The sequence below is a fragment of the Vibrio ponticus genome, from assembly GCF_009938225.1.
In the GTDB taxonomy this organism is placed as follows: domain Bacteria; phylum Pseudomonadota; class Gammaproteobacteria; order Enterobacterales; family Vibrionaceae; genus Vibrio; species Vibrio ponticus.
The window spans coordinates 887695-907993 of sequence record NZ_AP019658.1 but is presented as its reverse complement, the minus strand read 5'-3'; the positions used below and the strand labels follow the sequence as shown (position 1 = coordinate 907993).

The 20299-nt window shown below is 43.6% G+C and carries 18 protein-coding genes; 7 read left to right on the top strand and 11 right to left on the bottom strand.

Features of this window, described 5'->3' with window-relative positions:
* Window positions 1-50 precede the first annotated feature (50 nt).
* The gene (fabV, locus tag GZN30_RS18365; RefSeq protein ID WP_075651697.1) at window positions 51-1259 is read right to left on the bottom strand and encodes an enoyl-ACP reductase FabV; all 1209 of its coding nucleotides are present in this window, start codon (window positions 1257-1259) and stop codon (window positions 51-53) included.
* A 74-nt stretch (window positions 1260-1333) separates the two neighbouring features.
* Window positions 1334-1936 (bottom strand): arylesterase, encoded by a 603-nt coding sequence (locus GZN30_RS18360; protein ID WP_123783682.1) that lies wholly within the window; start codon window positions 1934-1936, stop codon window positions 1334-1336.
* On the opposite strand from GZN30_RS18360, the gene GZN30_RS18355 reads away from it, so the two are divergent.
* The 3 genes from GZN30_RS18355 (at window position 1935) to GZN30_RS18345 (ending at window position 6799) form a co-directional block, all read left to right on the top strand.
* Window positions 1935-2606 carry an ABC transporter ATP-binding protein gene (locus GZN30_RS18355; protein ID WP_075651693.1) on the top strand — a complete coding sequence of 224 codons (672 nt, stop codon included), beginning with the start codon at window positions 1935-1937 and terminating at the stop codon, window positions 2604-2606. The two genes, GZN30_RS18360 and GZN30_RS18355, sit on opposite strands and share 2 nt — an antisense overlap.
* 4 nt (window positions 2607-2610) lie before the next feature.
* Window positions 2611-5064, top strand: coding sequence for an ABC transporter permease (locus tag GZN30_RS18350; protein ID WP_408646839.1), 2454 nt, complete (start codon window positions 2611-2613; stop codon window positions 5062-5064).
* A 286-nt stretch (window positions 5065-5350) separates the two neighbouring features.
* Entirely contained in the window at window positions 5351-6799 is a 1449-nt protein-coding gene (locus GZN30_RS18345; protein ID WP_075652646.1) for an FAD-dependent oxidoreductase, read from the top strand.
* A 145-nt stretch (window positions 6800-6944) separates the two neighbouring features.
* Here the strand turns inward: GZN30_RS18345 and GZN30_RS18340 are convergent, their stop codons facing one another.
* The 7 genes from GZN30_RS18340 to GZN30_RS18310 all read right to left on the bottom strand — a co-directional run bounded on the left by GZN30_RS18340 (window position 6945) and on the right by GZN30_RS18310 (window position 13789).
* Window positions 6945-7895: a 5-oxoprolinase subunit C family protein gene (locus GZN30_RS18340; RefSeq protein ID WP_075652645.1), complete on the bottom strand. Its 951-nt coding sequence runs from the start codon at window positions 7893-7895 to the stop codon at window positions 6945-6947.
* Window positions 7892-8599: a 5-oxoprolinase subunit B family protein gene (locus GZN30_RS18335; protein ID WP_075652644.1), complete on the bottom strand. Its 708-nt coding sequence runs from the start codon at window positions 8597-8599 to the stop codon at window positions 7892-7894. The genes GZN30_RS18340 and GZN30_RS18335 overlap by 4 nt, the downstream gene beginning before the upstream one ends.
* Before the next feature lies 1 nt (window position 8600).
* Window positions 8601-9341, bottom strand: a complete 741-nt coding sequence (locus GZN30_RS18330; protein WP_075652643.1) for a 5-oxoprolinase subunit PxpA — start codon at window positions 9339-9341, stop codon at window positions 8601-8603.
* A gap of 335 nt (window positions 9342-9676) precedes the next feature.
* Window positions 9677-11044 (bottom strand): anaerobic C4-dicarboxylate transporter DcuC, encoded by a 1368-nt coding sequence (dcuC, locus tag GZN30_RS18325; RefSeq protein ID WP_075652642.1) that lies wholly within the window; start codon window positions 11042-11044, stop codon window positions 9677-9679.
* A gap of 201 nt (window positions 11045-11245) precedes the next feature.
* Window positions 11246-12043, bottom strand: coding sequence for an EAL domain-containing protein (locus GZN30_RS18320; protein ID WP_075652641.1), 798 nt, complete (start codon window positions 12041-12043; stop codon window positions 11246-11248).
* 260 nt (window positions 12044-12303) lie between these two features.
* Window positions 12304-13089 carry a lipase family protein gene (locus tag GZN30_RS18315; protein WP_075652640.1) on the bottom strand — a complete coding sequence of 262 codons (786 nt, stop codon included), beginning with the start codon at window positions 13087-13089 and terminating at the stop codon, window positions 12304-12306.
* 64 nt (window positions 13090-13153) lie between these two features.
* Window positions 13154-13789, bottom strand: coding sequence for a hypothetical protein (locus GZN30_RS18310; protein ID WP_075652639.1), 636 nt, complete (start codon window positions 13787-13789; stop codon window positions 13154-13156).
* A gap of 278 nt (window positions 13790-14067) precedes the next feature.
* Between GZN30_RS18310 and GZN30_RS18305 the strand changes: the two genes are divergently transcribed.
* A complete protein-coding gene (locus GZN30_RS18305) occupies window positions 14068-14607 on the top strand; it encodes a cytochrome b (RefSeq protein ID WP_075652652.1) in 540 nt (179 codons plus the stop codon).
* Window positions 14604-15173 (top strand): YceI family protein, encoded by a 570-nt coding sequence (locus GZN30_RS18300; protein ID WP_075652638.1) that lies wholly within the window; start codon window positions 14604-14606, stop codon window positions 15171-15173. Before GZN30_RS18305 ends, GZN30_RS18300 begins: the two co-directional genes overlap by 4 nt.
* 75 nt (window positions 15174-15248) lie before the next feature.
* Here GZN30_RS18300 and focA read toward each other — a convergent pair whose 3' ends face one another.
* Entirely contained in the window at window positions 15249-16694 is a 1446-nt protein-coding gene (gene focA, locus GZN30_RS18295) for a formate transporter FocA (RefSeq protein WP_075652637.1), read from the bottom strand.
* Window positions 16695-16928: 234 nt separating this feature from the next.
* Between focA and GZN30_RS18290 the strand changes: the two genes are divergently transcribed.
* Together GZN30_RS18290 and GZN30_RS18285 are read left to right on the top strand one after the other, a co-directional pair.
* Entirely contained in the window at window positions 16929-17831 is a 903-nt protein-coding gene (locus GZN30_RS18290; protein WP_075652636.1) for a LysR substrate-binding domain-containing protein, read from the top strand.
* Window positions 17832-18068: 237 nt separating this feature from the next.
* Window positions 18069-18560 carry a DUF1097 domain-containing protein gene (locus tag GZN30_RS18285; protein WP_075652635.1) on the top strand — a complete coding sequence of 164 codons (492 nt, stop codon included), beginning with the start codon at window positions 18069-18071 and terminating at the stop codon, window positions 18558-18560.
* A 33-nt stretch (window positions 18561-18593) separates the two neighbouring features.
* Here the strand turns inward: GZN30_RS18285 and GZN30_RS18280 are convergent, their stop codons facing one another.
* The gene (locus tag GZN30_RS18280) at window positions 18594-20228 is read right to left on the bottom strand and encodes an ATP-dependent endonuclease (RefSeq protein ID WP_075652634.1); all 1635 of its coding nucleotides are present in this window, start codon (window positions 20226-20228) and stop codon (window positions 18594-18596) included.
* Window positions 20229-20299 lie beyond the last annotated feature (71 nt).

Sequence of the window (20299 nt, the reverse complement as noted above, 5' to 3'; positions counted from 1 at the left end):
TTCAATCTTATAAATAAGACACTAATGTATTACATTTGAGTCACGATTATCTAATCTTGGTCACTTAGTGTTGCGACCAGTTTTTGTAAGTCGATGTCAGTTTGATAATCGACGTCGTCGAATTCAAAGCCATTGAGCTGCATAAATTCACGTTTCAACCCAACATAATCCCCAATTTGTTGGAAATTATTCTGATTCATCGCTTTCACTAACTCGGCAACTTCATTTTGAGTCGCAACGTCAAGTTCAAGATCATCAATACGCACTAAACGTTCACAGTCAACAGGTACCTTGTCCACGCCATAAAGCTTGGTGGTGAACAAACGTTGCATTTGCTCAATACAGCCTTCGTGGGTACCTTTCTGCTTCATTACTTGATATAAAGCCATGAGATACGGCGTTAACCCAGGGATAAATACGCTCGCCTTAGTGACCAAGGCTTTACAAACCGTTGCGTATGCACCGCCATCGAAATTCGCCAGCTTCAGATGAAGTGAGTGGCTGGTTTGGTGCAAATCAATTTTAGCACGACCTAAAGTTCCATCTAGATAAATAGGGTGAGTAAGCTCTGGTCCCATATAAGAGAATGCAACGGTCTTGCACCCTTGAGCAATTGATTCAGAATTAATTAATGCATCAACCCAAGCTTCCCAGTCATCGCCGCCCATTACTTTTAGTGTGCCTTCGATTTCTTCGTCGCTAGCTGGACTTAGCTCGCCATCAAGCCATTTATCGTGCTCAAGAGAAATAGATGCGCCTTTAACGGATTCACCAATCGGTTTAATCGCTGAGCGCCAGACTTCACCGGTTTGATAATTAGGGCGAACGCCACTGGCAACACTATAGATGATTAGATCGACTTCGCCTTCAAAATAGGTCTCAATCGCTTCAATCACATCTTCTTTTGTTTGTGGTGAGAAAGCATCTGCTTGAATGTTGACAGCGATGCGTCCAGCAGCCTCAGCCTGCTGTTTGAAATAAAGGTTGTTATAAAAACCTGCACTGCCAACGCCTTTTTCCGAAGGACCACGCTCAAATGACACTCCGATTGTGTCAGCGTTTGCTCCACCAAAGGTCAACGCAATACGTGCTGCTAACCCAAAACCCGATGAAGCACCAATAATTAATACTCGTTTAGGACCCTGTTTGATCGGAACGGCTTTTTTAACGTAATCAATCTGTTGAAGGATTGCCTTTTCACAACCAAGTGGATGCGCACTCCGTGCTACCACGCCCGATATTTCTGGTTTAATTATCATTGTTTTCTCCTAAACCAACAGGTCAAAGAGCTAAGTTAACGTAAAGCTAGGTAAATTTTATTGAGCTATGGCAATTAGAGGTGATTTATTAACTGCTTAGAAACAAATTCAGCAATCCAAGGTTGAGCATCTGGCTTAGGGTGTAAACCATCAGCCATCATCCAATCTGGGTAGTCGCGCATAATGGGCTCAAGCATAAATGGCACAAGAGGGATCTGCTGCGCGTTGGCGATTTTTGGATAGAGATCAGAAAACGCCTGAGTGTAGCGTTTACCGTAATTGGGCAAAACGTGAATTTGCATCAAAATGGGTTGGGCATCGATAGCTTTAACTTGACCAATAATTGAAACAAGGTTGTTCTCGATTAAGTTAGGTGGGAAACCTCGTAAACCATCGTTAGCACCGAGTTCGATTAATACGATGTTGGGTTTGTGTTCATCAAGCAGTTTTGGCAGTCGAGCAAGACCGTTGCCGGTGGTGTCACCAGAGATACTGCCATTGATTACCGTAACGGGTTTGCCTTTATCGGCTAAAACATTTGGTAATAAACTTGGCCAAGCTTTTTCAATAGGCATTTGATAGCCTGCACTTAGGCTATCCCCAAGTACGAGCAGCGTGGTCGCTGACACAGGACTAATCATAAAACTGGCGAGAAGTAAGGAAAGAAGTCGTAACATGCAAACATCCGTAATTAAGGCAACGTCTCTGTATAAGACAGTTTCCACTAAACAAGAAAATTTAACAATCTTAAAAGACATTAACCTGCAAATCGAAGCGGGAGAAAGTGTCGCGATTGTTGGTACGTCTGGAGCAGGTAAATCGACTTTAATGACTTTACTCGCGGGTTTAGACACACCGAGCGAGGGCGATGTCGAGTTATTGGGACAAAGATTGTCTCACTTAGATGACGAAGCAAGGGCAAAGATCCGCAGTGAGTCGGTGGGGTTTGTGTTTCAAAGTTTTCTGCTGATACCAAGTTTGTCGGCGCTCGACAATGTGACTTTACCATGTTTGCTCAAAGGTGAAGCAGAAGATAAACAGCGCGCTAAAGAGCTCTTGGAGTCAGTTGGGTTAGGTCACCGCATCAACCATTCACCTGCTCAGCTTTCTGGTGGCGAGCAGCAACGTGTCGCTTTAGCACGCGCGTTTATGATTGAACCAAAAATTCTTTTTGCTGATGAACCAACCGGCAACTTAGATCAAAAAACAGCCGCAAAGGTCATTGACCTGCTATTTGAACTGAATAAAAAGCATGGCACTACTTTGGTTTTGGTGACTCACGATATGGCATTAGCGGCTAAGTGTGATCGCACAATAACTATCCAAGCAGGTCAATTGGAGGTTTAGTGCTATGTCACATATGAAGCAAAACAGTTTGAACAAAAGTGCTTTGAATCGGTATCTGTTTAACTGGAGTATTAGTGAAATACGCCATGGTCAGCTTTGGCCAGTATCTATTGCTTTAACCTTAATTATCGCCTCGATTTTTGCTTTAACTGCCCTTACAGAGCGAATGGAGCAGGTGATTGTCAAACAAGGCAAAGAGGCTTTGACTGCTGACAGTGTTTATAGCTCGTCAAATCCAATTCCGGAAACCTTGATGTCTGCGGTCAAAACTGAAAATCTGCAATCTTCGTCGATGGTACGTTTCGCTACCATGGCGTTTAGTGATAACGCCATGAAGCTCATTACGGTGAAAGCGGTGGAAAGCAGTTATCCCCTGCAAGGTGAACTTAGATTGAGTCAGCAGGGCGAAGCCGCAAGTGAAGTGCAAGTAGGGCAACTTTGGCTTGATGAGCGACTATTTTCTCAGCTAGAGGTTAATGAGGGTGACGTTGTCACAGTGGGCGATGCTGACTTTACAGTGACAGGCAGAATCGTTGAGGAACCTGGACTCAGTTTTAATCCTTTCCAGCAGATGCCGAGTGCCTATATCCATTCCTCTGATCTTGATAAGACAGGCGCCGTCCAACTCGGCAGTAGAGTGCGCTATAACTTGTTTTTAAATGGCCAAGAGAATCAAATTGAATCGGTTAAACAAAGTGTCGAATTAACCCCGAGTGATTCATGGCGCGATCAAAATAGTGCCAGTCGCACTAACGATATGTTCCAGCGTACCCAGCAATATCTTTCACTGACGGTCGCCATCGTGGTCATTATGGCCGCAACAACGCTAGTATTAACTTGTCAGCATTACGTAGCCACGCGTAAAAAGAGCATCGCGATGTTAAAAAGCTTAGGGGCACGCCGTGGTTGGCTGATTCGCTGGCTAACGATTCAATTAGCGATTCTGTTGATCAGTGCCTCTGTCATCGGCGTGCTGTTCGGTATTGGACTTGAGTTCCTGCTCAGAATCCCATTGGTCGATCTACTGCCTAGTCCGTTACCAAGCTATGGGCTGATGCCAGCGGTCATTGCCATCGGTACTAGCTTACTTATAGCTGTGCCTGCGCTGGGAATTCCATTTATTCATCTGCTGCGTATTAACGCGGTTAACGTAATGCAACCCCAAGTGAGTAAGACAACGCCATGGTCGTATGCGTTAGTACTGGTGCCTGTGTTACCGATGTTAATCGCCTATCAAAATAATTTGTTAGTTTGGTTGGTGTTAGGCGGCATTGTCGTGTTGTTTGCAGTGTTAGGTTTTGTCAGCCTTATTGCAACACGAACCTTAGCGAAACTGCCTCTCAATACAGAGTTTAAATTGGCGTTAAGCCGTATTAATCGCTCAGCTTTGGCAACGGGTGTTCAGTTTGGCGCGCTGTCACTCTCGCTTATGCTGCTGGCTGTGATGTGGCTGGTGAGAACAGATTTGCTGTCTGATTGGCAACAAACTCTGCCAGCAGATGCACCAAATGCGTTTGCGTTGAATATCGCACCTTATGAGAAAGAGAGTTATCTACAGGTGTTGGATGACAACAATATCAATCGTAGTAATGCCTATCCAATCATCCGTGGGCGCTTGTCGCAAATAAACGGTGAGGAAGCAAAAGAGTATGCGAATGGCGGCAATGGCAATGACTCGCTGAGACGTGAGATCAACTTTACCTTCGCTGAGCAAATCCCGAGTCACAATGATTTGCTCGACGGTAGCTGGCAGCCAAACGGTGGCGTATCAGTAGAGAAAGAGGTGGCGGAAGATCTTAATATCAAAGTGGGTGACGAACTCAGCTTTGTTATCAACAGTCAATCAGTGAAAGCGAGGGTTGACTCTATCCGCCATGTGGAATGGCGCGATATGAAGCCAAACTTCTATTTCATCTTCACCCCAGATGTCTTGGCACAGATCCCTGCGACGTATCTTGTGAGCTTTAGAATTGATGCTCAACACGACGAGTTACTTAATGGTCTTTCAAGACAACATCCAACCGTGAGTTTAATGGATATACGGGTCATGGGGGCAAAAATCCAAGAGTTGGTAAAACAGATAGTATGGGCGGTCACCTTGCTCGCTTCTTTAAGTGTGATAGCAGGTGTTGTGTTAATTTTTACCTTGTTGCGACTCAGTTTGGGGCAAAGGCAAAGTGAAATTCAGCTTTATCGAACTCTAGGAGCAAGTCGAAAACGCGTAGTGAAAACCATCTGGGCCGAATATGGGGTGATGGCGATCGTTGCGGGGTCGATTGCAGTATTAGGTGCAGAAATTGTTGTGGGCGCGATCATGAGATGGGGTTTTGAGCTAGAAAGTAAGTTGCATTTTGGCTTATGGATCCTACTTCCTCTGCTGGCTTTTTGCACACTTGGCTTAGTTGTGAACAGCTTGATTAAAAGGCTATTAGTGCCGATAAATAAAGAGTTTAGCTAACCTAGTATTGAATAAAATTCACAGTTACCCACAGAAGCTGTGGATAAAGTTTGGGATAACTTAACTCCCCTAGATTTGCGCAAACGCGGCAAGCCAGTAAAACCCGCGTTTAGCGCAATTTTATTATTCACACAGATGGCTTTTTGTGAATTCAGCGAAAATGCGTCAAGCTTTTTTTATCTTTTTTTACGGCGAAAATCAGCTCAAATTGCCTTGAAAAAATGTGATTTTATTAACATCGCAAAGGCATTAAAATGTGCCGAGAATTAATGAATTTCAATATCTAATGAATCAAATGATTGATCAAATCTCTAGCCCTACAGTGGCAGTTGTTGGAGGCGGTATCGCTGGTTCGACGGCTGCACTTCATTTGGCCGAACTCGGCGTAAAAGTCGATCTTATTGAAAAGAATGAGAGTTTAGTTAGCGGTCCACCCATTTGTCACCTGCATGCTGGTGGTAATCTATATCGTGAGATTTCTGTAGAACAGTGTATTGACTTATTGGCTCAGTCTATTGAGTCGGTTCGTCTTTATCCCCATACCTTAAATCGCCGTCCAACATTGATCGTGGTTCCCCATTGCGATGGCGGGGATCCGTTAGCATTGTTACCGCGTCTAGAGCAAATCCGTTCCGTTTATCAAACTCTAGTTGAGCAAGATGGGCGTAACCAAGTGCTGGGAGATCCGAAACAGTACTTTAAGCTTTACCATAGAGAAGAGCTTGAGGCGTTGAAAATGCTCGAGCAACCGAGCGATCCACAAAACTACGATGAATGGTTGATCCCTTTTGCAAAGCACGCTGACTTAGACAACATCAAATATCCGGTCGTGGCGGTCAATGAGTACGGTTGGAGTGTATTTCGTATCGCGGCGTCGGCAATGCTGGTTCTCGAGCAATCACCTTACTGTTCGCTCAAAACATCGACCAAACTAAGCAATATGGAATGGAATGGTCAGCAGTGGTTGTTAAGCCTTGAAACTCGAGAGGATGGCTTGATAACTAAACAGCAAGTGGCTTATGACTATGTGATCAATGCTTGTGGTTATGAAACCGGTCATATTGATGATTTAGCCCAAGCACCGCGCAAACGAATGGTCGAATTTAAGGCTGCTTATGTCACGAAATGGGCAGACAACAACGCCCTTTGGCCTGAAGTGATTTTTCACGGTCCGAGAGGAACCGAGAATGGTATGGCGCAGCTAACGCCTTACGCCAACTCTGTATTTCAACTGCATGGCATGACTAAAGGTATTACGTTATTTGATGATGGTTTAGTTAGCAGTTGTCAGCAATCTTCCCAGCCTAAGCTGCCATCGCAACTAGAGAATAAGATTGTCAACGGTTGGCGAGAAGAGGTCCGTGTTGATCGTAGTGTTAAAGCGATTAAGCACATGAGCCGATTTGTACCTGATTATGAAAGTGCTGCAGAGTTTGGTTTGCCGCTTTTCGGAGCGCAGCAAATTCCGGGTGACGATGAAACGCTACGAGCGGCAGATGTTTCATTCGCTCAGCAACACTATGCGCGAATTGAAGTTGTTAAAGGTTCGTCGGCTTTAGAAGCGGTGCGTAAGATCGTTTCTGAGTGGGACCTCGCTGATATTGAAAATAAGAGTATTGAGGAGCTTCACCCACTAGCGTGCGCTTTAAGTGAAGTAGACGTAGAAGCTAAAGCCAAACAACTGGCAGCAAGTCGTGGCTATCCACAAGAATTAGCACAAATCTATGGTTACTAACTAAAAGGCTACTAACAAAATGGCTACTAATAAAAAGCTTAGTAACAACAAGCCCATAAGCCTTAAGCTTCGATGATGAGGTCACTGAAATAATTACAAGCCAGCTTAATGCTGGCTTCTTTTTTAGCTTAGTAACTAGGGTAAATTAGTAACCAAAGTAGTTAGCCCACATGACCCAGTCGGATTGTAGTTCTTCTAAATTTCCTTTGACGAAACGAACTTTTTGTCCGGGTTTCGCTTGAGCTAATCTCGGTAAGTCAATGCGTGATACGCAGCCAATCTTTGGGTAGCCACCAATGGTTTGCCGATCACTCAGCAGCACAATTGGTTGTCCATCTGGAGGCAGTTGAATCGCGCCAAACGCAATACCTTCACTTTGCATATTGATGTCTGGTATTTCAACCGTGTGCTTTTCAATTGAATCTATTTGAAGACGATATCCCATTCGGTTGATGTTTTTGCTTACTTCAAATTCAGTGTTGTAGAACCAATTGATTACGGTTTTAGGCAATGCGGCTTTTTGATAGCCTTCAACAACACGTAAGGTGACCGGTAGGTCATAATCAGGAATAAAACGGAAGCTTAACTGCTTCCTTTCAAAGTATTGATTAGCCAGCAATGGTTGGTAGGGAAGTTCGTCACCATCTTTGAGCGGCGCGCCACCACCAAGTCCACCAAGTGAGTCTCGTTCAACCGTGGCACAACTACCCAGTTGGCAAGGAACAGTAAAGCCACCAAGCACGGCGAGGTAACTGCGCAAGCCATTACTTGGGAGAGCAAACTTAATCACTTGCCCTTTGTTAGCAATGAATGTTGCCCAATTGGTGAGTGGTACGCCATCTAAGGTTGCTTTTAAATCGGCACCACATATGGCAAAGGCATTTTTCTCACTCACCTCAAGCTCAACTTGCCCTAGAGTTATTTCAATACAAGGCAAATTTACTTTGTTGCCTAGTAGATAGTTCGCCCAACTGTAAGCATATTCATCAACAGGCCCACCTTGAGTAATGCCATTGTGAGCCAATCCGAAGCGACCAAGATCTTGGATTAAACTAAGTGGTCCGGCTTTTATTACCTTGAGAACTCCTTGACTCATTCGAACACTCCTTGGATGCTCCCACCTAGCTGAATATATTCATTACGATCGATGGCATAAAATTGGATTCGACTGCCAACTTTATAGGGCATCATTGGCACGTTCTCAGGGGAGTAGAGTTCCATCGGGCAATTACCTATGATATTCCATCCCCCGGGGGATTGGTTCGGGTATACCGCTGTGCGCGATTCTGCAATCCCGACGCTTCCTTTTGGTACAGACAGGCGCGGCGTTTCGAGTCTTGGTGACCTGAGTTGCTCGTTAACGTCGCCCATAAAGGCGAAACCGGGCGCAAAACCAATTGATTGAACGGTATAAACCTGTCCGGTATGCAGTTCAATCAATTGCGCTAACGAAATCCCATTGCGTTCGTATCGCTCAATATCAGGAGCGACTTCGTTGTTGTAATAGACCGGAAGCTTGATAAGTCCACCTCGCGACAAACCGAGTTGCTCGATATCAATCTCTTGAAAGCAATCAGTGATCAATTCACTTAGGTGAGCTAAAGTCACTCGGTGAGGTAGATAGTCTATTAAGATTGTGTTGACCGCAGGTGTGATATTCATAATCACCGGATGGTATTGGCGATAAAACTCCTCGGTAAACTCACCAATGATCATTGGTAATAGGCTTTCATCTGCTGCTTTAAACTCAACAATGAGTGCACACTCAGAGACAGGATTGACCGTTATATCAATGCTCATATTAATCTCCGATTAAATCACGCAATTCTTGCAGAATGGCTAAAGCTTGAGGGTTGTCCCCGTGGACGCAAACCGTATCGGCATCGATTGAGATAATTTGACCATCAATGGTTTCGACTCTGCCATGCTGAACCAATTGCTCAACTTGATTTATGACAACATCTGCTTCGGTGTGAACGGCGCCTTGGTGATTACGGGGAGCGAGTGTGCCATCGTCTTGGTAAGCTCGGTCTGCAAATGCCTCGAACAAAAGTGGCACTTCATATCGATCTGCGATATCGAGAAACGGTTCTGTATTCGGATGTGCCAGCATCATTAATGGCACGCCAAAACAGGACGCAGCATCAACCACGGATTCAAAGATAGAGAGATCCTTAACCATATCGTTATACAAAGCGCCATGAGGTTTAATATAGCTCAACTCACTATTGAAGCTTTCACACATCGCTTTTAATGCGCCGACTTGATAGATCAAACTGTAGGTGAGTTCGTCACTGTCCATAGGGATCGTACGTCTTCCGAACCCAAGAATATCGGGATAACTCGGATGGGCGCCAATTTTTACGTCATATTGAATTGCCAATTTGATGGTGTTTGCCATGGTTTTTGGATCAGAAGCATGGAAACCACAGGCGATGTTAGCCATATCAATCAATGGCATGACTTCGGTGTCATTACCCATCTTCCAATGTCCATAGCTTTCACCCATGTCACAATTCAAGGTGATCGTTGGCTTACTCATCATCATTCCTTATGCTATCACTGCGCTTTTCTATCAACGCTAACAGTCGGTCTAGGTGTCTAAACTGGAGTCGTGACTAAATTTATCTCTTTCACTGTCATAACTAACACTAGCCTAATCTTTAACTACACCATACCGCAATGTAATACCTTAACGTAAATTTACTTATAGCGTCTGTGATGGTGTTACCAGCTTAAGTCACAGATTTATATCGATTAACCGCGCATTTGTATGAGATTCGCTCTCTGCGGATAAGTAGGGAGTCAAGATAGAAAAAAGGCGCCGAATGGCGCCTTAATCATAATTAAAGATAGATTGTGGTCTATGTGTACGGGTTATGCGTACATTGGCACTAGAACCAAGGTACCAAGGATGACCGTAATCAAACCGCCCAACACCGGTACTGAAGTACGTTTTACCACTTCAAACGGACTGATTTTACCCATACCAGATGTTGCAACGACGACGCCTGATACTGGTGAGATTGTACGACCTAGGTTTGAAGCCTGTAGCATCGGGATAATCAAGAACGCAGGGCTTAGACCCATTTTCGCCGCTAGCGCAGGAGCAAGCTCTACAAACGCGTAGAATGGTGCGTTACCAGAACCTGTCGCGATTGCTGCTGCAACGGTTAAACCAGTCAGGATAAGCATCAATGCAATACCGCCAGCACCGGCTGTTTCTGCTAAGTGAAGTAGGTTATCAATAGCGCCAATCGACATCAGACCTTGAGCAAACACGCCAGCTGCAACTAACAGCATTACTACGCCTTTAAATGCGTCAGCCATACCTTTATAACACGCTTCTAAATCGACCAGCGTCGCTTTACCGTCAAAACGCTTAGTGGCGTAATCAACTAAAGCACCAACGAAAATTGACAGCACAACAATGGTATAGATATCCAGTGAAAGACCAGGGATAGTGCGACCGTTGAACAAGAAAACACCGATGATTGGTAAGAATGGCAAAATGCAGTAGTACGCAGGTGCTTTTACCTCAATATGCGAAACGTCTACACGCTCCATAGGGGTATTGTCTTTCTTATCCAGGTATTTATTCCAGAAGTAAGCCGCAACAGACATAACTGCGATAGCGGCAATTGATACTGGCAGAACTGTTTGAACCGCAAACACATCAAGCGCCATGCCGGATTTTTCAGCAGCAATAACCACATCACCTGATGTTGGCGAAAGAATGATAGCGGCAGGTGATGCACACACGGCAACAGCCGCAGGACGAGAAATACCCATCGCCGTCATCATTGGGAATAGTGTTGCCATCAGAAGCACACCTAGTCCCGTTGCAGAACTCACCGCAAGTGACATCAAACAAGCCACAATGTACGCAGCAACAAGCAGAGCATAAGGAGACTTAATGACAGATAGTGGCTTAGAAAACTGTTTAACAACGACATTGTTAGCGCCAATATGAGTCATGTAATGAGCAAAGCCACACAACAGCATGATCTGCATACCTAAACCGCCACCGCGGTTTTGCAGCATAAATTTCACGTACTCAAGTGAGTCAGTGATCATGTTGCCAGTTGATGCAATCTTGCTTGGTAGAATAGTGTGACCAAGAATACCGGTCAAAATCAGTAATGTAATACCGGCAGTGAGAAGAACGCCGGCAGGTTTGTATCCCTTGACAATAAAATAGCCGACCGCAACGGTGACAACTAATCCAATTAGAAGCTCCAGCATAAATAACCTCTGTAGATAATTAAAAATATGACAAACTGTGTCAAAGTGTGTTGGGAAATCTACAGAAAAATGATTTGTGGCACGAGTAAAAGTTGTACTACTCATGATCTAAAACAATAAATTGCAATTTTTAGAATGAATAGTGATTTACTCGGTAGTTTGACGGGAATATAGATGATATTAAATGGGGCAGTCTAAATTCTAACTCTCAATTGTATGTAAATTAACCATTTCTAAGCGTTGAGGCATGGCAAGATAGTAACCCTGATAAAAATCGACATTTAATAACTTCATTGCTTCTAATTGCTCTGCGGTTTCAATGCCTTCTACCACGACTTTTGCGTCAACTCGTTTAGCGAGATCTAAGCCATTTAGTAATGGTTCTAAGTTTCCCTCCATATAAGCAAGCAGCAGAGAACGGTCAATTTTAAGGATGTTTGGTTTAATTTCTTCGACGCGCTGATGATTTGACGCTTGCATGCCGAAATCATCGATAGCGATTTGAAAGCCAACATCAGACAATCTTTTCATGGCATTTTTCAAACAACGTTCGTCATTAGCATCTTGCTCAACGACTTCCATAACAATCTGGTTAGCAGAGAGTTCTAATTCTTTAATACGACGGCTAAGTAGATCGACTCTGATGTCTTCTAAGGCGAAAAACTCACCCGCTGATGGTAGCACATTGAGAAACAGCTGCTTGTCTCGATGAATAGAGTTAGCAAAGTTGCGAATATGGATAACGCGACTTAAACGCTCGACGTTAATTTTATCTTCCAAGTCGATCTTGGGTGAGTCAAAGAACATATCGGGGCGTATACATTGTTTATTTTCGTCAGTGATACGGACTAATGCTTCAACGCCAATTACCTGTAAATCTCGATCAAAAATCGCCTGATAAACGCTTCTCAAGTGAAGTTGTTTGTATTGAGCTGTGTGTTCGAGGTGTTCGTTGCAATGAACGCGACTTTGAAACTGAGTTTGTGTAGACAAAAGCATTATTATGGTGCCTCAGGGAACTAAATAGCGTGTGTATACGCGATTTATCATATTGTCTGTGACGCTATTTTTGTCAACGGATAACATAAATAAAGCCGATATAACGCAAAACATAGTTCGATAAATTTGATGTTGAGTCTAAAGTTACGATAATTATCAATATCTTATTGACCTAACGCCTAATAATCGCTTGTCTCCCTATTAACATGCTTTATTAGGTATTTTTACTACGTTTTTAACGCTTTATCTGGTGACGTTGCTTACCGCTCATCAAAGAAATCTTTGTTACGAATATACTTGCTCATCAGATGGTATGAAAATGGTCGAATTAACCACGAGCCTATGGAACGACCTAATCGTATTATGGACGATGTATTTTCATAAATACGACCATTGTATAGCCAAAGCATCTTTCCAACATGGCGATAATAGATAGGCAGGGGGGGAAGATAGGTCACAATGTCAAGATCGCAGCATATTCTATAAGTCCGTTGTTTGAGCCGATAGTTTCTCTCAAAAGCTCTGCCTCCAATAGCAGGTTGACCAAAAGTTACCACACGCTTAACGCAATTAGGGAAACGATACTCGGTAGCATCAGCAAGGACATTTGCTATTGCGCCGCCAGATGAGTGACCAGTGAAGGTAATACGTTTACCAGAAAGGATTAATGGAGAGATAATCGCTATTAGACGTTCGTAGACTGTGCTACCAAGTTTATCTTGTTTATGAACAGGTTGGCTCTCTTGGTTAATTTGATAACCATATCCAGCATGTATGGAATAGTTGAGTTCTCTGAGGGCTCTATATTGCCAAAGTGCTAAGTTTAACAGCCAATCTGCCAGGTTATGAGACCCTTTAATCACGACGATCGCTTCGTCATGGTCATTGCTCCATAACACTCTGATCATTGGCTTACCAAATCGATTGGCAATCACTCGTTGACCGTTGGGTGCAAATCCGTATCGGGTCTGTTTTAAGACGCGATTATAGGCAAGACTGCACAGTACTGCGTATCGTTCATATTGGTATCGTTTAAGCTTTTTCAAATCCTAAAACTCGATGACTGGTTTTTAACAGTATCCAGATCGGGCGTGAAAAAAAGATGACAAGCTAACTCAGTTGGACCACCGAGTAGAGCTGAACGTACTTGCGCACTAATTGTTGATCTGATGCGCGTTTGAGTGGATGAGTTACTTTAGTGTAATAGGGAGAAATAGCGAACCGTTCTTCCAATGAAAGCGACAGTTGAGAATCACTGGTGTATAAACTCACGCCTTGTGCACGGTAAGTCTCGACATCATCAGGTAAATAGCCTGTCCACCAATGAATTAATTCTCGGCTCTGCTTACTGCGTGTAATCCAATGATCAGACAACAGCAATAACAAGTCATTCGGCTGAATTGCGTAGTCATACTCCGCTTGCCAGTTCTTAATTGTTTTAAACAACTTATTTCGACAAGTACTGCCGGCACTTAATAGGTGAGAGGTTAATATCCAGACGGTCCCCACATCCGAAGAAACGCGGAAATGACTTGCTTGCTCAACAATAGGGTGAGTCTCTAATGGGGCGTAGTTACAATCATGCCCAAATTCCGTCAGCGTTCGGGCTAAACGACGAGAAAAAGCCAATGCTAAATGATGTTCACTCATGCCACGATTGTGAATGGTAGGGTAGTGTTTTTCACACAGAGCCATGCAATCTGCTTGAAACTCGTTAACACTCTGTATGAGTACATCCAATAACAAAGTTCTTCTCCTCACTTCCATTTGCAACAGAAATCAAAGATTAGCATGCGTGCACTAAAAACCGTTGCACATTTTGGTTGTTACTCAGTAATCACCTGACATTTATGCTTAAGATTGAATTTAGGTCACATCTAATCACTCACGCGCTAAGTCATTCGAACCTATTCAAAATTTTTGAATAAGTTCATCGATCATAACTTATGTTAACTTTGCAGGTCATATTTAATAATTGTGTTACAACATCAAAGCGAGCAAATAGATAGGGAATGGGCAACACGATGAAACCTGAAGTTAAGAATTACAATATTGTCGCCAGGGCGATCCATTGGGTCTCGGCAATAGTTGTTATCGGCATGTTCGCGGTGGGTTTATGGATGGTTGACCTTTCCTATTACAGTGAATGGTACCGAACCGCGCCACACTGGCATAAGTCTATTGGCTTGTTACTGGCTATATTGACTTTGATTCGCTTAGTTTGGAAGGGGGTTACGCCGTCACCAAAAGTTGAGGGAAACGCCTTTGAGAAGATCGCCGCCAAATTAGTGCATGGTCTGATGTACGTTGTTTTGCTGGTGCTATTTGTCTCTGGTTACTTAATTTCGACCGAAGATGGTCGAGCTATTGATGTATTTGATTGGTTCTCGGTACCTGGCTTAGGTGCCTTGTTTGAAGGGCAGGCTGATATCGCTGGAGAAATCCATTTCTACGCCGCTTGGACACTGATACTTATGGCTGCAGTTCATGCACTGGCGGCGATAAAACACCACGTTATTGATAAAGACAACACGCTACGCAAAATGATAGGAGCTTCAAAATGAAAAAAACGTTACTTGCTACGGGATTAGCTATGGCGATGCTAGCGCCATTGAGTGCAAGCGCAGCGGATTATGTAATTGATACTAAAGGGGCTCACGCTTCAATTAACTTTAAAGTCAGCCACTTGGGTTATAGTTTTATCAAAGGTCGTTTTAATACCTTCGATGGCAACTTCTCTTATGACCCAGCGAATATTGAAGCATCAAGTATTACGGTTAACGTGGATACCACAAGCCTAGATTCAAACCATGCTGAGCGTGACAAGCATATACGCAGTTCAGATTTTATCGATGCAAGCAAGTTTTCTACTGCGACTTTCACAAGCAATAAAGTAGTAGATAAAGGTGATGGTAACTTTGATCTTATTGGTGATTTGAATCTTCATGGTGTAACGAAACCAATTACCATCAACGCGGAAGTGATCGGACAAGGACAAGATCCTTGGGGCGGCGAGCGAGCTGGTTTTATTGGTACGACACGTTTAGAGCTTGCTGACTTTAATATCCCTGTGATGGGGGATTCGAGCTATGTCGATATGGAACTGCATGTCGAAGGCATAAAAAAATAATCATTTAATTAATGAAGAAAAGCGCCTGACTTAAGGCGCTTTTTGTTATCAAGGGGTATGCTATCTAGCGGTTTACTATGCAGATTGCTGGTGAGCTTCTAATACCTCCGTTGGCTTGCCATATACTGAACGAAGTGCATCAAGAATGTCTAGACGGCTTACCACACCAACCATTTGACCATCTTCAAGTACTGGCAATACGTGTGGTTTGTTCACTTTGATACTCTTGGCACGTTCTTCTAACGAAAGTGTAGAGAAGCGCGTTGCAATACCCATTGAAGTTGTTGGGTATAGTTGCTCTTTATCGATGCAAAGATACTCAGCGACATCGACCAGTTTGTCATTAACATCAATCGCGATGACATCACGTGACATTAAATCAACCACTTTTTGCCCCTGAGTAGGGATATAATCTTGGCACCATAAATCAACCATCACATCGTGCGCAGAAAAGAATCCAACCAAACGACCTTGAACATCGGTTACTGGTGCGCTTACTTCCTGATTAGAAAGCAAATGATCGATCGCTTTTGGCGTGGTCATGTCTGCAGTAAGAGTGACAGGTTGAGTGTTCATAATGTTTTTGACGATGATGTTGCTGTTCATAGTGTTCTCCTTAACTGACGCAATATTCGCGGTAGTAGTTATTGTTGAAATGTTGGCTGCTTTAAGTTGCGGGCGACGGTAAATACACCAGTTCGCCAGCCCGACAAGCACTGCACCACCAACAATATTGCCTAGTGTTACCGGGATAAGGTTTGCAGTTATAAACTGCATAATATTCAGATCTGCATATTGAGCCGCTGTTACGCCAGTCATTGACCAAAACGATTCAGGTGCAAAGTTTTGAATTACGATGCCAAGTGGCACCATAAACATGTTTGCTACGCAGTGTTCGAAGCCGCTTGAGACAAACATCGCCACCGGCATGATTGTCATTGCTGCTTTTGTCATTGCATTGCCACTACTAAACGTGAGCCAGATAGCGAGACAAACCAAAAGGTTACAAAGCACACCCAAGGCAAAGGCCTGCACAGTAGTGTGGTGTAACTTGTGTTGGGCGATGTTGAGTGCATTCAGTCCCCACTGTCCGTGATCCATCTGATACAAACCTGCAGCAGATACAATCACCAGCAACAACATCGCCCCAATAAAGTTACCGACGTAAACCTTTCCCCAAATCGAAAGCATCTTGCCAAAACTAATTTGGCGATTTGCCCATGAGATGCTGGATAAAACAGAACTTGTAAAAAGCTCGCCACCACATATCACAATTAGGATCAGTCCCATACTAAAAGCGAGACCACCAGCCAGGCGACTCAGTCCCCAACCAGATTCCGTGGCACCTGTGGTTACTGTGATATAAAAGAGAAACGCCAGCCCGATAAAAGCGCCTGCCATGATGGCGAGACTTAATGTCATACCGGTGTTTTTCTTGGCTTTACTTAATGCAAACTTTTCAGCTTCAGCCATCATTTCAACAGGAGAAAAACATTGATTGTTCGCGTGGTTAGATGACATACGCGCTCCTAGTTGTGATTTTCATAATTACCTCCTTATGTTTATTTGCGAGCTAATCTCTGCATCGCCATTTCAGATTAGGGGGGAATTTCGTACAGGTAAAATTGATAATGTTTACAAATCTCATCAGAAAATTTGATATGCAAAAAAATGCGAGTAGAATGATTTTGGTGCGCATCTCGCGTATCGCACTAAATACCAACAATCATTAGCGTTATAACGAAAAGGAGTGTTATGCGTTATTCTTTGAAACAGTTGGCAGTCTTTGATGCGGTAGCTGACACCGGAAGTGTAAGTCTAGCTGCAGATAAACTCGCATTAACTCAATCCGCGACCAGTATGTCGCTTGCGCAATTAGAAAAGATGTTGGGCAGACCTTTGTTTGAAAGGCAAGGTAAGCAGATGGCATTAACCCATTGGGGGAACTGGCTCAGGCCGAAGGCTAAGCGCTTACTTCAAGATGCTCAACAAATTGAGCTAGGTTTTATCGAACAACATCTATTAAGTGGAGAAATTACGATTGGCGCGAGCCAAACTCCCGCTGAGCACTTGATTCCTGACCTTATCAGTAGAATTGATAATGACTTTCCAGAATTACGAATTAAGCTCAATGTGCAGAGTACCGATAACGTTTTACAAGGGTTAATTGATTACAAATTTGATATTGGCATTATTGAAGGCCGCTGCGACGACAACCGTTTACACCAAGAAGAGTGGTGTCGAGATCATTTAACAGTCGTAGCGTCTGCTCATCACCCTTTTGCCAAGTCAGAACGCGTTTCACTTTCACAACTCGAGCAAGCGCGCTGGGTATTGCGCGAGCATGGTTCTGGTACACGGATGATTTTTGATAGCTCGATTCATCATCTTGTTGAAGATTTGGATGTTTGGCGTGAATACGAGCACGTGCCAGTGCTGCGTCGTATGGTGGCAAATGGGCAATATTTAACTTGTTTGCCATACTTGGACGTTGAACGCTATATCGAAAGTGGTGCTTTGGTTGCTTTGAATGTACCTGATCTCAATATGGAACGTACTTTGTCGTTTGTTTGGCGGGCTGACATGATTGAAAACCCTCTAGTTGAGTGTATCAAACGAGAAGGCTTAAGGATGATGAAAGGTAAATCAGTCTTTTAGATACGTATTGTTCTTAAAACATTTCGTAAGCCCAAGTTTGTGTGACTTGGGCTTTTTTGTTTGAATGTGGATAAATAGGTTTGATTTAATTATTACTGATTCTGTTGATACATCGATTGCGTCAATATTTGCGTGTAACTTGTGTTGTTTCGAAATTGAAAAGTGTGATCACTATTGTGTTATTTGTGCAATTTGCCACTATAGTGTGCACAAAGTTTAGAAACCAAGAGACAACCAATGAGCGTACTAGTCGCAATTTCTATCACTACAGCCATCCTATCCGGTATTTGGGGATGGGTCGCGGTAAGTTTAGGTTTGCTCGCATGGGCTGGTTTTCTTGGCTGCACAAGTTTCTTTGCTGCACCTTATGAAGGAGCAAAAGGATTAGTGATAAGCCTTATCACTAATTTAACTGGCGTGTTTTGGGCGATGATGATTATTCAAGGCAGTCATTATATCTCAATGGAAATACTCGGTTACATGCTGACTGGTGTGGTGACACTATTTATGTGTCTACAAGCCAAAAACGCTTGGCTTGCCTTTATTCCCGGGACTTTCATTGGTTCTTGCGCCACCTTTGCTGCAAACGGCGACTGGCAACTCGTGGTGCCATCACTAGTTATTGGCGGGATCTTTGGATACACAATGAAAACGACGGGTCTGTGGCTGCACGCTAAGTTAAATCAAACAACAGAGTCTGCTATAGCACAACCACAAAACCGCAATTAAGAAAATTGATAACGGGTATAGACCAAATTGGTGTTAGGTATTACCGTTTGCCATCGTGACTACCCGTTTTAGCGTCCAACGAAGGAGCAGAGGGATACACTCAAGCCCTTTATCCTCACAATGTGAAACTATCGCCAAAGCAAGATCGGGCTTGGCAAACTTCTTCAACACCTTATTGACCACCTTTTTGGCTGGAATTTGGTGATCAAGTGGAATCTTAACCATCTCGCGGAAAAACGGTTCAAAACCATTGTTGTAAAGAAAGTGCTCGATATCTTTATCGGGCAACTCGGTTAAACGGTGTCTTTCTTGATCGTGCCCAAGTCTTGCTCGTACTGTGGCTGCGTATTTTTTCCCCGCGGGGTCTCCGTCAGTCACCACATGCCAATCAATACCAAACGCCTTTGCTACTTTAATTAATGATTTTAAACCGGATTGGGCAAATTCGATGATTTGTACGCCTTCCGCCGCTAAGTTATAGCCGCATTGATTTGCCAATTCATTGAAAAGCCAAACTTCTGTTTCACCTTCGACAAGCAACCAGCAGCGAGCAAATAGGGCGCCCGAGCGATGAAAGCGAATATGAAAGCCAACACGGCGTAACTCATCCCTCGAAAGTCCTTGGGTTGAAAGACTGGTGCAAATTGTTTTGTCAGATTGGCGGACTAAACGGCGAATACAGTGAACCGGCAATTGCCCTAACAACGCACCACTGTTGGTGGTAAGGATCTTTTGCATCGGTAGGAGTTGCAACAAGCCCCAGGCGCGAGAGAGTTGGGTTGGGTGTAGGCGACCTTCAGGATCTTCTATGATCAATATCGGTCTTGCGCCTTTTCTAAGGCGGTTTGGTCCTTTCGCTTGTAAGTAAGCATTGAGTAGTCCAAGTAAAAGCAATCGTGTTTGTTTGTTATTCGATTTCTCAACGTACTCACCAATAGAAAGCGAATCGGATTTACGTGCGAAAAAGATCCCATCTCTTGGTTGATCATGCTCAATACGGGTGTTCGACTTGAACGAAAAGTAGTGCTCGACCAGCATTCCCATTGATTTGAGGCTACTGCGCATTTCCCCCTTATTCACATGACCGGGGATAGCCATTAAACGGCGACATGTATTATTGATGCGTTTTTCCACTCGTTCATTCAAGCTGTTGCCATTGCTTTCAAAGTTTCGCTCAAATCGGCGTGAGTCTTTTAAACGAATAACTGGGTTCAGTGTCATTAATTCTTGGGCGATCTTCTCGCAATGATGCAATGCTAAAGGATCGCCTTCGGCATTAAGAAAGTCATAATGTGTTTCTACGTTATGACCATCGCGACTGGCACTGATTCGATAATAGATTCTGTGCTCGTTGTCTTGGTTAACGACCCATACAGGTTTAACCCGACGATAACGGCGAGAGTTTACCTCTTTGATATCACTTGCCAAAAAGCTGATTACGATTTGAAGATCTTGCGTTTGCGGAGAAGAGACTGAGTAATCGACGTGAAAATCTGTAATTTTGAATTGATAAGGCTCTCCCTCCGGGGGCAAGGCGACAGAAAGAGTATCGAGCAACGAGGATTTACCCCAAGTGTTTTCACCAATCAAAGCAGTGAGTTGCTCAAAAGAAATTGAGAGTCGTTTGATGCCGCGAAATCCGGCAATCTCGATTCGCTCTAGCAACATAAATTCACCTTTAAACTTTGCTAACTTAATTTAAGCATAAAAGAAAAATTCAATATAAGCATACGCTTAGG